Source organism: Zeaxanthinibacter sp. PT1, from assembly GCF_028464225.1.
In the GTDB taxonomy this organism is placed as follows: domain Bacteria; phylum Bacteroidota; class Bacteroidia; order Flavobacteriales; family Flavobacteriaceae; genus Zeaxanthinibacter.
The window spans coordinates 107,290-123,136 of record NZ_JAQPCN010000004.1; the positions used below are offsets into that span (position 1 = coordinate 107,290).

Annotated in this window: 11 protein-coding genes; all 11 read left to right on the forward strand. The window is 40.9% G+C overall.

From position 1 onward, the window contains the following. Positions 1 to 110: 110 nt before the first annotated feature. The 11 genes from PP178_RS11620 to PP178_RS11675 all read left to right on the forward strand — a co-directional run bounded on the left by PP178_RS11620 (position 111) and on the right by PP178_RS11675 (position 15,818). A complete protein-coding gene (locus PP178_RS11620) occupies positions 111 to 2,432 on the forward strand; it encodes a chondroitinase-B domain-containing protein (RefSeq protein ID WP_272594518.1) in 2,322 nt (773 codons plus the stop codon). 5 nt (positions 2,433 to 2,437) lie between these two features. Beyond that, complete coding sequence (locus tag PP178_RS11625) at positions 2,438 to 3,439, forward strand: sugar kinase (RefSeq protein ID WP_272594519.1); 1,002 nt, start codon at positions 2,438 to 2,440, stop codon at positions 3,437 to 3,439. Positions 3,440 to 3,734: 295 nt separating this feature from the next. Then, on the forward strand, positions 3,735 to 5,792 hold the full coding sequence (locus PP178_RS14745; protein ID WP_336298539.1) for a polysaccharide lyase family 7 protein: 2,058 nt from the start codon (positions 3,735 to 3,737) through the stop codon (positions 5,790 to 5,792). A 128-nt stretch (positions 5,793 to 5,920) separates the two neighbouring features. Beyond that, the gene (locus tag PP178_RS11640; RefSeq protein WP_272594520.1) at positions 5,921 to 6,295 is read left to right on the forward strand and encodes a cupin domain-containing protein; all 375 of its coding nucleotides are present in this window, start codon (positions 5,921 to 5,923) and stop codon (positions 6,293 to 6,295) included. A 45-nt stretch (positions 6,296 to 6,340) separates the two neighbouring features. Then, positions 6,341 to 7,105: an SDR family NAD(P)-dependent oxidoreductase gene (locus PP178_RS11645; protein ID WP_272594521.1), complete on the forward strand. Its 765-nt coding sequence runs from the start codon at positions 6,341 to 6,343 to the stop codon at positions 7,103 to 7,105. Between the two features lie 559 nt (positions 7,106 to 7,664). Next, positions 7,665 to 10,703 carry a SusC/RagA family TonB-linked outer membrane protein gene (locus PP178_RS11650; RefSeq protein WP_272594522.1) on the forward strand — a complete coding sequence of 1,013 codons (3,039 nt, stop codon included), beginning with the start codon at positions 7,665 to 7,667 and terminating at the stop codon, positions 10,701 to 10,703. A gap of 35 nt (positions 10,704 to 10,738) precedes the next feature. Beyond that, on the forward strand, positions 10,739 to 12,163 hold the full coding sequence (locus tag PP178_RS11655; protein WP_272594523.1) for a RagB/SusD family nutrient uptake outer membrane protein: 1,425 nt from the start codon (positions 10,739 to 10,741) through the stop codon (positions 12,161 to 12,163). Between the two features lie 18 nt (positions 12,164 to 12,181). Further along, positions 12,182 to 13,042: a PKD domain-containing protein gene (locus PP178_RS11660; protein WP_272594524.1), complete on the forward strand. Its 861-nt coding sequence runs from the start codon at positions 12,182 to 12,184 to the stop codon at positions 13,040 to 13,042. Between the two features lie 23 nt (positions 13,043 to 13,065). Next, a complete protein-coding gene (locus tag PP178_RS11665) occupies positions 13,066 to 13,968 on the forward strand; it encodes a polysaccharide lyase family 7 protein (protein WP_272594525.1) in 903 nt (300 codons plus the stop codon). Positions 13,969 to 14,090: 122 nt separating this feature from the next. After that, a complete protein-coding gene (locus PP178_RS11670; protein WP_272594526.1) occupies positions 14,091 to 14,924 on the forward strand; it encodes a polysaccharide lyase family 7 protein in 834 nt (277 codons plus the stop codon). 183 nt (positions 14,925 to 15,107) lie between these two features. Beyond that, entirely contained in the window at positions 15,108 to 15,818 is a 711-nt protein-coding gene (locus PP178_RS11675; RefSeq protein ID WP_272594527.1) for a FadR/GntR family transcriptional regulator, read from the forward strand. The last annotated feature ends 29 nt before the right edge of the window (positions 15,819 to 15,847 follow it).

The window sequence follows — 15,847 nt, forward strand, 5'->3', positions numbered from 1 at the left end:
TAATGATAAGATAAAATTTGAGCCAAAAATTTGGCGGTCTTACAAATATAGTTATTTTTGGTAAACCAAACTGGTTAACCAATTATAAAGCAAGTCAATTTATTATTTGTATGATCAAAAAAAGTTTCCTGCTGTTGAGTACCGTTCTACTCCTGTTTTCATGTAGTGTAAATCCGAAATCTGAAGGCATTTATGTAAATGATATCATTGAATTGAATGATGCGATATCTAACGCCTCTCCGGGAGATGAAATTATCATGGCCAATAATGAATGGTCTGATGTGGAAATCCGATTTGTGGGTTACGGGACCGAGGAACGGCCCATTACTTTGAAAGCAGAAACTCCTGGAAAGGTTGTTATTAAGGGAAAATCTGATTTGAAACTTGGGGGTGAACATCTAGTTGTAGATGGTTTGTATTTCATGAATGGCTTCTCTCCCTCTAATGCAGTTATCGAGTTTTCGATCAGCCAGGATACCGTAGCCAATCATTCAAAAGTGACTAATTGTGTTATTCTGGATTACAATAAACCCCAAAGAAATCAGACCGACCTCTGGGTACTCTTTAAAGGTCGACACAATGAGCTGAATCATTCTTACATAGCTGGGAAAGCCAATAGGGGCCCTACCGTGAGAGTGGATTTAGAGGGAAACAAGAACATAAAGAATTATCACAAGATCACGAATAACCACTTTGGCCCCAGACCCCCAAAAGGGGGGCCTAGCGCGGAAACTATCCAACTTGGGAATAGTTATACATCTATGGCTCCTAGCTATACTTTAGTGGCCAACAACTTGTTCGACAGATGCAATGGAGAAGTTGAAATCATTTCAAGTAAAACAAACTTTAATGAATTCCGAAATAATGTGTTTTATAAAAGTGAAGGTTCCCTAGTCACAAGACACGGAAACTACTGCGTCGTGGATGGTAATTATTTCATCGGAGATATCAATTCAGAACAAATTGGAGGGGTACGATTAATCGGTACCGGCCACTGGGTTACTAATAATTATTTCTACAACCTGAAAGGCAAGGTTTTCCGAAGTCCGCTTGCGGTAATGAACGGAATACCCAAATCGCCATTGAATAGGTACATCCAGGTAACCGATGTGGTGGTGGCCTATAATTCTTGGATCAATTGTACCTCCCCCTGGCAATTTGGAGTAGGATCCAATACAGATCAAAGAGATGTTTTGCCAGCTTCAGAAATAAGGTCGGAAAGGCCTATCCGGACGTTGGTGGCCAACAATCTCATTTTTAATGCAACAAGAGTAGAGCCTTCCATTATCGCCCATGATTCCTTGGACGGAATAATTTTTAAAGGGAATATAATCAATAATCAAGGAATCATCTTTCCATATGACTCGATCTTGAAGCAAGCAGAGTTTTCAGTAACCGAAATAGAAGACAACATTTTTGTTCCCGCAAATGACTTATCGGAATTTGAACGCTTCAGCGGATTTGAATTTGATTTGATTTCAAAGGATTTGTTCGGCAATTCACGGGCAGAGAATAATACGGTCGGTGCAATAGCTGGCGAACCTGAAGAAAAGTTAAATATTATGGATACTTCTCAATATGGACCCCTTTGGTATTCTAGCGAACCTTCGGAAGAACGTAACCCCCAAAGCCACCTTGTAAGCACATCGGCCGAACTGCGGACCGCAATAAAGGATGCCGATTACGGCGACACTATTGTATTGCAAGCGGAACGATTTGCGCTGAAATCGGCATTGGAAATTGATAAGAAATTGACCATAAGATCCGCTGACATTGAGGACAAGTCGACCATTCAATATCTTGGGGAGGGATCGACTCCTGCTTTTGAAATGAACCCCAAAGGAGAACTTTCCCTGGTATCCGTAATACTTGAAGGAAATGCGGATAATTATGGATTCGCGCCCTTGAAGGAAAACATGTCCAGTTTGTACAATTTAGAGATCTTGGATTCTGAAATATTCAACTTTAATTACGTCCTTAAGGGATATAAACATTCTTTTGCGGAATACATAAGAATACAATATACAACGATAAAAAATTGTAAGAATGGCCTCGAACTTTCTGCGGAGGATGATGATCGTGGGGATTATAATGCTGAGAACGTCATTATTGCCCACTGCATTTTCTCTAATATCAGTAAGAATGTAATCGATTATTACCGGGGCGGTTATGATGAATCTACGGTGGGTGGTAATTTAACGGTGACCAATAGCACTTTTACACAAAGTGGCACCCAGGATGAAAACGGCATCTTAATTGACACCTATGGCATTATCAATGTCAACATCACCGGTAATACGTTTATAAATAATAATGTGAGACTGGTAGCAAGGCTATGGGGCGCCAAGAATAATTCACATTCGGGTAATGTAATAGAAAATTCAGGGAAATTGGTTGTAGAAGAAAATCTGCCGCTTAAGTTAATGTACTAAAAGGTATGCCTAAAAAAGTAATCACGTTTGGTGAAGTAATGATGCGCTTGTCCCCACCCGGCTATGAGAAATTTTCTCAGGCCTCATCTTTTGATTTGGTGTATGGCGGTGGGGAGGCAAATGTTGCAATTTCATGTGCTTATATGGGAATGAAAGCTGCACATGTGACTCGATTTCCCGATAATGCCCTCGGTAAAGCGGCCACACAATTTTTACGTAAGCATTGGCTCAGTACGGAGCATGTTATTTATGGCGATCATATGCTGGGCAAGTATTTTTTGGAAAAAGGTGCGGTGCACAGGCCAAGTGAGGTGATTTATGAACGGGTAGGGTCTTCTTTCTCTTTGATAGAGCCGTCAATGATAAATTGGGAAGATGCGCTCAAAGATGCCGATTGGTTCCATTGGACTGGTATTACCCCGGCTATTTCAGAAGGCGCTTACTTATGTTGTCTGGAGGCCGTAAAGGCAGCCAATAAAATGGGAATACCTGTTTCTGGAGACATAAATTCACGTAGTAACATGTGGAAATACGGGAAAACCATGCAAGAGGTAATACCCACATTGGTGGAGTATAGTGACGTAGTAATTACCAGTAGCCGTGGAATTCGTGAAATGTTTGAAATAAACAGGCCCAATGATAAATTCCAGGATTTAGCGATTGCACTAATCAATCTGTTTCCCAATATTGATAAGGTAGTTAAAAAGACCCGCAGAACTTTAAGTGCTTCACATAACCAGATTCAGGGTAAGCTGTGGAATGGAAAAACCTATATAACCAGCAATATGCTCAATATTACCCACATCATAGACCGTGTTGGCACAGGAGATGCTTTTGCCGCTGGACTCATCTATGGACTTTTGCATTATAACGATTCTCAAGCCATAGAGTTTGCTTCTGCCGCATGTGCATTGAAACACACGGTTCCCGGGGATGTAAATATGGTCTCCTTGGAAAACGTACGAAGTTTAATGGAGGGGGATACCTCCGGGGCTATCAAAAGATAATTTTCGTATTACAGATCCATGTTTAATGTATAACCAGCAAAATTTCCAATAGCTGATATCGCATAGAGTTTGTTCTATTTTTTGTTAAATATTTGGAAATGTCGCGAATATTCTTTTTTTTGGTAAACCAAACTGGTAAACCAATTTGGTTTAATGAGTTTATATTTAATTGGTGGCAAGGGCTTATTATCAATATTCTTTTTTTTTTTATAAATGTAATCCGTGAAAATCGAATGATAATATAGTGAGCCCATCTCTCATTTAGATATCTCCAATAGTAATCAATAATAATTTCATGATCGTTAAAACAATCAAATCTATCTTCCTTTGTTCGTTCTTAAGTATTGGGGCCATCTCAGTACTCATGAGCTGTGATAATATGAATAAAAAAAAGGATGGTCTAAAGAAGGTAGGAGCATCCTCAATAGTAAAAGCGAACGATGTCATACCATTTTTCCAGCACTGGAATTTAATCCTGGGCGATGGTTCTAATGTTGGACCTGCCACTGATTATGTGAATAAGGATTTCTTTTACACCACAAATGATGATCATGGTGATTGGGTAGTATTTAAGTCACCTAACGGAGGAAGTACTCATGGTTCTTCGAATAACACTAGAACCGAGTTGGCTCAACTGAAAAAATGGACTCCGATGACGGAAGCCAAAATGAATGCTACACTAAAAGTAATGAATGTATCTGCTACAGGTGATGCCCGGGTTGCTTCCACGCATTCAGTAGTGGTGGGTCAGATCCATAGTGCAGATGGTCATGAGAATGAACCATTGAAAATCTTTTATAAAAAGTTTCCTGGGCATACTAAAGGCTCCGTGTTTTGGCATTATGAGATCAATACGGAAGGTGAAGATAATTCACAACGATGGGATTATTCTTATCCTGTTTGGGGCTATGATTTCTCTGTTGTTGGTACCGATGAAAATACCTATCCACCAGAGCCTGCAGATGGTATTGCTTTAAACGAAGAATTCAGCTACGAAGTTGAGATTAAAGAGGGAATGATGCATTTAACTTTTACCAGTGAAGGCCATGAAACAAAGACTTTTACGAAAAGCCTTATTTCCTCTGATTATACTGAACGCTCAGAAATTCCGTCGCAAGTACGAAATCTATTTTTCCCAATCGGTCAAAAGGGCGTTGAACGTAAGAATGCATATGCCGGCGAAGGGTTATTTTTCAAATTGGGTGCGTATAACCAAACTAATGGGAAAGACCCTAAGGTTAATAAAGTCTGGTGCTCAGGAGCCGAAACCCATGGAGGTGATCTTCAAAAACAATATGCAGATGGTAATTATGCGGAGGTTTGGTTTAAATCGGCTAACATCACTATCAGTGATGAGGCCATATCCAATGCAGGGTATTTCGAGGCTAATGATGGCTTAAGTACAAAGACCGTTTATCCACATGAAGTGATTCCATTTATGGATAAATTCAAAATTTTGTTGGGTAATGGAACTACAGTAGAGGATATCACAGCGTTTGAACATACAGATTTTTTCTACACCGTAATTGATGGTACCAGGCGATGGGTAGTTTACAAAGCTCCAAATTCTGGCATCACCTCTAAAAATTCTAGCAACACTAGAACGGAGTTACATGAAAAGAGAGATTGGACCCCTGAAGAAGGGGGTAAGTTAACAGGTACCTGTAAGGTTATGCAGGTCTCCCTTTCCGGTGATGCAAGGGTTCCTGCATCTTACTCAGTCGTAGTCGGGCAAATTCATAGTGGTGAAGGACACGAAAATGAACCACTTAAGATATTCTATAAGAAATTCCCGGGGCACACCAAAGGGTCAGTGTTCTGGAATTACGAAATTAACACGGCAGGCGATGATAATTCTGACAGATGGGATTTTTCAACCGCTGTCTGGGGTAACGATATGTCCGTAACAGCTACCAGTAAAGAAGGGGCACCTGCAGAACCTTTAGACGGTATTGAATTAGGGGAAGAGTTCAGTTATGAAATTAATGTATATGACGGAATTATGTACCTGACATTTACCAGTGAAGGGCATGAAACCAAAACATTTACTAAAAACTTAGTTGCATCCCAATATGTAAAGCAATCAGACTTGCCGATACAAACGCAGAAATTATTTGTTCCCATTGGCCAAGACGGAACGGAACGGGCAACTGCATATAAAGGGGAGTTAAATTATTTCAAGCAAGGAGCCTATAACCAAACCAATGGAAAACGCCCGGAGACTAACAGGGTTTGGTCAACAGGTGCAGAAACCTATGGAGGTGATATCGCTAAGCAATATGAGAATGGGTGTTATACCGAAGTGTGGTTTAGAGAAGCTACGGTCGGTCCAGGTGTCAGGCCTAACCAGTAGCGATTCTGAGTTCGTCATATATTCAATTCAGAATGAATTCTACAGACCCAGGTAAATAAAAGTATATATAAATAGACACAATTAAGAACAACACGATTCATTGTGTTTTAATCTGCAATAAATAAGTTATGAGGCGATTTAGTGAAAAGTACATCATCACAAAAAAAATGGAGTGGGAGGAACTTGGAGGTGGAGTTTCGAGAAAGATATTAGGATACGATAACCAGATAATGATGGTAAGAGTAAAATTCGATAAAGGAGCATTAGGTGCTCCTCACCAACATTTTCATACACAAGCTACCTATTGTGTTTCAGGAAAATTTGAATTTGAAATTGATGGGGAAAAGAAAATTGTCGAAGCAGGTGACGGCGTTTATATTGAACCAAATTTATTGCATAGTGCAGTTTGTTTGGAAGAAGGAGAACTCATTGACACCTTCAGCCCTGTTAGAGAAGATTTCCTAACGGGTGAAGGACCTTCTTATTTTGGCGATAAGTCATAGCCAGGTACTCCCCAAATAAGCTACCCTCATATAAAATGGGCAAAGATGAAAGATAAATTGATTGGTAAAAATGTACTCGTTACTGCAGGAGCACAGGGTATTGGCGCAGCGATCACCAAACACTTTATTGACTACGGAGCCAATGTGGCCATTCATTATTTCTCTAGTGCTGAAACTGCCAATCAATTATGCGAATACGCAGCGAGCAAGGGACACAATGCTATTGCACTGTCTGGCGATCTAACAAGGGAAGCCGATGCGAACGGATTGGTCGAGAGCACCGTAAAAGCTTTTAGGGGTTTAGATATCTTGATCAATAACGCTGGTTCGCTGGTAGCCCGTAAAGTGTTAAGTGAAATGGAGGCCGATTTTTGGCATAAGGTTATGGACATCAACATGACCTCCATGATGTTCGTGACCCGGGCCGCAGCTCCCCATCTGGCAAAGAACGACCACAGCAGCATCGTCAACCTGGCATCATTGGCTGGGCGCAAGGGTGGCCACCCAGGATCCCTGGTATATTCCACCAGCAAAGGAGCTATTCTTACTTTTACAAGAGCACTATCCACAGAGTTAGGAGGACAAGGAATAAGGGTCAATGCTGTAGCCCCTGGACTTATCCTCGGCACTTCGTTTCACAATACCCATACCACAAAAGAATCAGCGGTTGCAACCACTGCTAGTATACCAATACAGCGTGCAGGTAATGCAGAGGATGTGGCACGGGCGGTTGTTTATCTGGCATCCGAATATGATGGCTTCATTACAGGTGCTACGTTAGATATCAATGGCGGGGTTTATAATATGTAGACCTGTAAGATTTTCCTTTGTGAGAAACCTTGGTATAGCAGATCAAGCCAAATCTTTAAAGGATCATGCCCTGTTCCTGAAGAACGTTTATTAAAAACGAAGAGTAATTAGAATTTTAACAATGTGCTTCACGAGGTCCTGTTCTTTGAGAGGTTTGGTTTTGAATCTGACAAGGATCTGACCTTCAAATTAACAGTTCTACAAAAAAAGCATAAAAAAATAGCAGTTTTATTTTTAATTAACATTGCAATAACATATATTTGGTAAACCAGACTGGTAAACCAGTTTGGTTACCCAAAAAACAATCAATTAAAAATTTCTGAAAAATGATTTAGAGTTAGTGCACAAAAAAAAGGATAGGTGCACGCCTATCCTTTTTAAAATTACTTCTTATGGAGGGAAGTAAAATTCGACAAATACACATTTAATGCAAATTTGAAGAATTCAAAAGTAATGAAATTCTCTGAAAAAACGCTATAAAATGTGATGGCTTAAACTGAATACATAGTATTCTCCGGGTGGGAGAATCCATCGAACTTTTGAAATTAATTAAGCAACAATGAACTTAAAAACAAAACTATTATTAATTGTGGTATTGCTGGTCAATCTCCAATTAATTGCCCAGGACACTTATAGTGTATCTGGAACTGTAACAGATGTAGACAATGTGCCGATCCCTGGTGTAAATATCCTAGTGCTGAATACTACCAGGGGTACCCAAACCGATTTTGACGGTAACTTCACCATCGATGTTTCTAACGGGGAAGTGCTTCAATTTTCTTCAATCGGTTTTGCCACACAAACCGTAGCTATTAAAGGGCAACCAACTATATCGCTGACCATGCTGGAAGATGCCAGTCAACTGGATGAAGTAGTTTTGGTAGGTTATGGCTCACGTAAAAAGATTCATATGACCGGTGCTGTCTCCAGTGTGGTCAATGAAGATCTAGATCAAATCGCAGTAGCACGAGTTGATGACGCGCTTGTAGGACAAATCGCAGGTGTTAACATTGCAGCCACAGAAGGGGAGGCCGGATCTGCGCCAACCATCAGGATTCGTGGTGTTGGTTCCCTGAACGGTGACTCAGCTCCACTTATCGTAGTAGACGGATTGCCTGTTGATAGTGACTTTCTTGGTAATTTAGATATGAACGAGGTTGAATCCTTTGATGTTTTGAAAGATGCTGCCTCTGCTGCCATTTATGGTTCTCGTGGATCCAATGGAGTTATCCTGATTACTACTAAACAAGGGAAAGAGGGTAAAACAAAGTTTGCATATAATTCGTATACTGGGTTTAAAGAAGCGCGACAAAGCGAGGATTACTACTTCTCTGTGGCCGAAACAGTAGCAGCCGAAACTGCTGCCAATGGAACACTTTCTGACCGAACCTTTTACAAGCAACTGATCGGAATAGACAGGGATTGGCAGGAGGTAATATTTGATGGAGGTAAAATTGAAAGCCACTCTCTGAGCGCAAGGGGTGGGAGTGAAAGTACCAAATTTAGCATCTCCATGGGTTATTTGCATGATGAGGGTGTTCTCCTTACGGATGATTACAAAAGATATAATACCCGGCTAAAGGTAGATACCAAAGTAGGGAAAAACTTCAGCTTTGGAGCCAACCTGGCACCTTCCTATACAAGAAGGCGCAGGTTTGACGGGTCTACCCATGACATATTAAGGCAAGCTCCATGGTTGCCGGTGTACCACGATGAGAATACAATTCAGTATGTGGATCGCGATGTATATCCCGATGTCCAGGTTGGTGACTATGCCCTTCAGAGACATTTCGATAATTATGACCTAATAGGTAACGGGGACGAACAGGATATTAGTAATACGTCAAATACCAACCCGGCAGCTAAAGTCCTGGAGCGGGATAGAAACGATTACAAGTTTAAGCTGGCCGGAGGTGTATATGGTCAATACAAGATAACGGATGACCTGACCTTCAGGACGGGTATTTCCGGTGATTACCAGAACACGTTCAGGGACAGGTGGCAAGGAGTGCTCTCTAACAGGAACGGAGCTTCTGCCGCTAGCTATGACGTGTCCAATGAAAATAGGATTCACATTTTATTCGAAAATTACTTTACCTATAATAAAGTATTTGGGGAACACGATATCAGTGTAATAGCTGGTACTTCGTCAGAGACTTGGGATTACCAGGGCGATAGCGCATCCGGATCCGGTTATACATCAGATCTCCTAAGGACATTAGACGCCGCAACTATTTTAAATGATATTGGCTCGTATAAATTATCCGAACGTTTTCAATCGTATTTCGGAAGGGTAAATTATGCTTTTGGTGATAAGTACCTGGCTTCTGTGAGTTACAGAAGAGATGGTAGTTCCATATTTGGTGTGGATAAGAAATTTGGTGATTTCCCTGCAGCTTCTTTAGGCTGGAGAATTTCGGAAGAGAATTTCCTGCAGAACAGTGAAATTTTAAGCAACTTAAAATTTAGGGTCAGTTATGGGTTCACCGGGAATAAGGATATAGATACCAATAGTGACATCATAGACCTGTATCCATCTATACCTCTGTTAGGCACAGAAGTCTATAATGCACAAGCTGCTTTTATAGCCTTAAATATTGAAAACCCAATCTTGCAATGGGAGCGATTAAAGGAAGTTAACCCAGGTGTTGATTTTGGATTCTTCAATAATAGAATTTCCGGATCTGTGGATTATTACGAGAGAACCAGTGACAGGTTATTGTTATTTAACCCGGTTCCTTCAACCACTGGTTTTTCTGAGGCCCTGGTAAATTTGGGAGAAGTTAAAAACTCCGGTTTTGAAATAGAATTGCGTACTAAAAATGTTGTAGCGGAGAAATTCAGTTGGTCATCGACTGCTCTTGTTTCCATGAATGACAATGAATTGATAGATTTTGCCGATGCCAACGGACAAATCCAGAATGTGGATTCTAAAAGAGCTGCAGAATGGATCAACCTGGTCGGAAATCCAATTTCGTCCTACTATGGATGGGTCGTAGATAGAGATATTCCCTTAGAATTCCTTAAGGAACCTTTCCATCCTGTTGGTGCTGAAGCGCAGGATGTTTATGTGAAGGATTTAAATGGCGATGGCTTAATCGACGATGATGATAAAACGATCTTAGGAAATCCTTACCCGGATCTTATCTGGAGTTTAACCAATGATTTCAGGTTAGGCGATTTAGACTTGAGTTTCCTGTTCCAGGGAAGTCATGGTGCGGAGATACGTAATATGGGAGATCAGTACCTGTTCAACCATTTTAACAGTGGCCAGGATTTTATTCCTGAAACCACTCCGAACCAGGAGTTTATCAAAGAGAAGATCTTCACTAATGACATTATACAGGACGCCTCGTATGTAGCATTGCGTAATATTACGCTTGGCTATAATTTTCCATATGATTTGGTTTCCAAATTAGGCCTATCCAGTTTGAGAGTTTATGGCACAGGTCAGAATTTATGGTACTCCACTGCGGATGATTATACAGGATTTAATCCTGAGTCAGTTAATGATACAAGTCCTACGACCTACGGGTACCAAAGAGCAGGTTCACCAATATTTAGAACAGTGTCACTGGGTCTGAATGTGGAGTTTTAAAAAGAAATCAAATGAAAAGTTTTAACAATAATAAGATGAAACAATTAAGATTTTTAGGCTTGGCTTTAATGGTATGTTTCTTTCCTTCTTGTGAGAGTGACTTTTTAGAGCCGGTTCCCGAGTCTGCCATCAGTAGCAAGGGATATTTTGCCAACGATGATGAGATCGAAACTGGTGTGATTGGGATATATGATGCCATGCAGGGCATTAATTCTACCAGTTTAAGTGATAACAGGGGGGTTCAGCAGGAATTCTATCTTACCGAGATGCGGAGCGATAATACCCGGACGAAAAGCCAGGAAGGGGAAGCTGCCCAGTTTGAATCCTATGACATTACGCCAAACAACGGTATTGTAGAAAACTATTATAGGAGTTCCTATAGCACCATCTACCGTGCCAATTTAGTATTGGAGAATCTGGATAATGCTACCGAGACTGCTGCCGGGACTTTTGAGGGAGAAGCAAAATTCGCCAGGGCTTACAGCTATTTTAATTTAGTGAGGTTATTTGGCGAAGTCCCTTTAGTAGACAAGGTAATTGGCCCATTAGATAAAGAAATCGCCTATACGAGGGCTTCTGCTTCGGCAATTTATGATCTTATTATCAGTGACTTGGAAACAGCCATAGCTAATCTGGATAATGGTCCAAAAACAAGAGCATCAAAAGCTGCCGCACAAGGATTGTTGGCAAAAGTTCATTTGACCCTGGGAAACTACCCTACTGCACAGGTGCTGACAGAGAGTATCATTAATAGCGGTTTGTTTAGCCTGGAACCTAATTTCAACGATGTGTTCTACAACGAAAACAATGACGAGGTCATCTTTGCCATTGCTTTTAACCCAGGATTAGCATCTGATAGCCAGGATTTCTCTGCAGAATTCATGAATGGTGTAGGCCGTACCGCCGGGGTAAACTATGTAACGGATGAAGCCGTTGCTATCCTTGAGGAAAAAGGAGGGGACAGGACACAGTTTTCGTACCGTATAGATCCGTCTCAAATGACCCAGAACCAGGTAATTAAATATTTGCCTAATGGTGAAGATGGAGGAGCAGATGGCAAGACCTTTACCTCGGATGCTACCTTATCAGGAAATGATTGGATCGTGTTGCGTTATGCAGATGTACTTCTTATGCACGTAGAAGCCATATTGGCCGGAGGCCAGGAAACAAGTGTACCGGCAGCCTTAAACTCCTTTCAATTGGTTCGTGACAGGGCAGGTTTGACCGATCCTGTAACTACAATCACCAAACAAGATCTATTAGATGAACGAAGGGTAGAGCTCGCATTTGAGAACCAAAGGCTCTTTGACCTGATCAGGCTTGGAGTAGCTCAGGAAGTGTTGTCGGCCTTCTCTACGGCCAATAACTATAGCTTTAGTGCTACGGATATCCTATTGCCAATACCACAACGGGAGATTAATTTAAGTAATGGGTTGCTGCAGCAAAATCCCGGATATTAAAAACAAAAAGATTGTATTATGACAACAATTAGCAATACTTTGAATTATAAGAATAGTGTAGTTCTATTGATCACGGCCTTGCTGTTAGTGGCTTGTGATTTTGAATACGAACTACCCGAAGCAGGATCCCTGGATGACCAGACCCCGCCTGAAGCAAATTTTTCTTATGCCCAGGGGGAAGGAGATGACTGGATGGTGTATAGTTTTTCTAACCTATCGTCCAGTGCAACAGATTTTATGTGGGATTTCGGTGATGGTAATTCTTCCACGGAACTCGATGCGAAGAATACATATCCCGGAGAAGGAACATATACGGTTACCTTAACGGTTTCTGATAAATTGGGAGCCAGCAGTTCTACTTCCGAAGTAATCGAGGTGGTTGAGCCTGAAGTCCCGGCGGCAATCACCCCGGTAGTATTGGAACATAGTTTTGAAGATCTGTCTTTACCGGATGGGACCGGTGATGGGCGAGATTCCTGGAGAAATGATTTTGGGGGAGTAATCCAGATTACGAGTAGCCCTGTACAAGACGGCGATCAGGCAGCTAAATTTCCCTCGGCCGGAGACCGAGTTGGTTATCAGGATGGAATTGCTGTTACACCTAATACCGATTATGTAATTACCTATTACTATACACTTAAAACAAATAACCCGGGAAGTATTACCCTAAGTGTATTAGGAGGCACTATAACAGACCTGGCTCAGGTTCCTGATGCGACGTTGGTGGCATTTGCAGGCACCGACCAAACCTCGGCAAGCACATATGTAAAAGTTGACCTTCCCTTTAACACAGGTGCCAATGAAACTATTTCCATATTGATCACGAATGAGGGGGAAGAAGCCCGTTTAGATAATATTTCTATCGAACCGCAACTTTAATAATTAACCGATATCTACCGAGAATGAAAACAATATTGGCAGCTTGTTTCCTGATGTGTATGCTCGTATTTCCAATAAACAACTATGGCCAGAACGGTCATAAAAACAATAAGGAAATCAATATCTCCAGAAAAAAGCAGAAAAAGAAGAAGGTCAAGCTGCCAAAAATTGATCTGAGCCATTGGAAAGTTACAATTCCGGCGGGAAAGGGTAAAGGAGGTGCCATTAGTGTATCACCCCCGGAAATACTCGATTATGCAAATAATCCGGTCCTAAAGCCATTTATGTATAATGATTCTACAACCGGGGCATTGGTCTTTCATGCATACCCTACTGATGCCACAACTGCAAATACGAAGTATTCCAGGTCTGAGCTGAGGGAGCAAATGGAGCCGGGAGATGACAATGTGAACTGGACTTTTGCACAAGGGGGATATTTCAAAGCTAAAATGTCGATGGGAGATGTATCCAGATCTTCAGATGGTAAGTATCATAGGGTGATTATTGCACAAATTCATGGTCGCCTAACCAACGATCAACGAGATCAGATAGGCCAAAAAGACAATAATGCACCCCCGATGTTAAAAATCTATTGGCAGGAAGGTAAGATCAGGGTCAAGACGAAGATTCTTAAATACCAGGGCATAGACCAGGAAGGGATTTTGCATAAAGAAGCTTGGACCGATGATAAGGGCAGAACATTTGAACAAGAGGTAGGTGACCGGAAGTTCACCTTAGAGGTTAAAGTGACTGAAGGGAAAATGGTGGTTTCCTTAAATAAAAGCGAATTTTTCGTCTATGATAACCCGAGCATTAAGCGTTGGGGAGTATTTGAAAACTATTTTAAAGTAGGCAATTATCTTCAAACAAGGGATGAAGGAGCTTATGCTAGTGTTAAAGTCTATGAGCTTAAAGTAGAGCATTAAAAAGAATGGTGAATCAGGTTAACACATTAAACCATTACCGCAGACGGTACCAGGTGGCAGCATTATTAATTGTGCTATTTGGAACACTTCTAGGCGCTTGTATTCCGGAGGGCAAAGATTCGATGTTTCAAGTGGAGGGGGAGCAGGTGAGCGGGGATCATAACGAATCCACAACTGGGAATAACTCCTATACTTTACCGGATATTGATCTGAATAATTGGAAAGTAACATTGCCAATTGGTGAAAATAATAAACCGATCGAAGTGGAACCTCCAGAAATATTGGACTATTCCACAAATGAAACGCTCATTCCATTTATGTATAATGATTCTACGGACGGATCATTGGTTTTCTATGCGTATCCCGGGCAGACCACACCGAATTCCTCCAAGTCCAGAACCGAGTTGAGGGAGCAGATGGTGGCAGGGAGCAATAGCGTGAATTGGAAATTTTCAGACGGTGGCAGAATGACCGCTAACCTTAAGTTAGATGACATATCGAAAGATGACTTGGACAACTATCACAATGTTATCGTTATGCAGATTCATGGGCGATTGAATAATGAACAAAAAGAGCTCATTGGTCAGGCTGACAATAATGCGCCTCCAATTCTTAAGGTATCGTGGAACAATGGCCGGATTCGATTAAAGAGTAAGGTGCTGAAAGACAAAAATGTTTCGGAGGTCGATATTCTTAGAACCAGTTCCTGGGACAATGATGAAGGTTATAATTTTAATGAAAAGGTTGATTTTGGAAAATTCACCATCGATATAGAAGCTTCTGAAGGCCGAATGGTTGTAACATTGAACGGTAAGGAGTCCATAAGCTATGAAGGTATTGACCTTAACAGATGGGAAGTTTTCGAAAATTATTTTAAAGCAGGGAATTACCTGCAAACCACAGATCCTGGAGCTTATGCCAGGGTCAAGTTCTACGATTTAAAAGTAGAACATTAAAATAGGAGTTGATTTGGTTTAGTTATATTTAAAGACTGCCAATTATTAAAGTGTTGGCGGTCTTTGAATACCAGTTTGATTATTTTTTTAATATTCTCCTGTTTCGTCAGGAAATGTTAAAATTAATTACCTAAATTTGATAAACCAATCTGGTTAACCAATTTGGTCCATTAAATTAAAACGATGAAAGTTGAAATATTAACTACGAATGAGAAGCATGAATTGCAGCAAGAGATTATTGGGAAAATTCGTGATTTAATTGAATTTAAAAATTTGGAACCCGGGGATAAACTGCCTTCGGAACGCATGCTGTCGGAACGTTTCGGTGTAAGCAGGAGCAACATCCGTGAAGCTATACAGAAGCTGGAATTCTATGGCATATTATACTCCAAACCGCAAAGCGGGACATTTATCGCCAATATTGGCCGGGTGGCCATGATTGGTATGCTGAAGGACATTTTAAGTTTAGAGGTTCCGGATTTTAAGGACCTGGTAGAGACCAGGATCCTATTAGAATTAAAAACGGTCAGACTGGCGGCAATGAGAAGGACGGAAGCGGATTTAAAAGCAATACGGTCTGCCCTGGACGCCTACAAGGATAAAGTTTTAAATAAAGAAGATGCCGTTCAGGAAGACTTACTATTTCATTTGGCTATCGCCAAGGCCAGTAAGAATAGTTCCCTGAATACTTTTATGCTGATCATAACTCCTGAAATAATAACAAACTTTGAAAAATACCATGTATGTGATAGTAACCAATCGTTTATGGCTATCCAGGAGCATGAAAATATATTCCAGGCCATAAAAGATCAGAATACCAAAAGAGCCAAGGAGATGATGAAAATTCATTTTAAAGTGTTGTACCAATATTGTTACCATACGGATAATAATTAGTGATTGGTGAAGACAATTTTTGCACGATT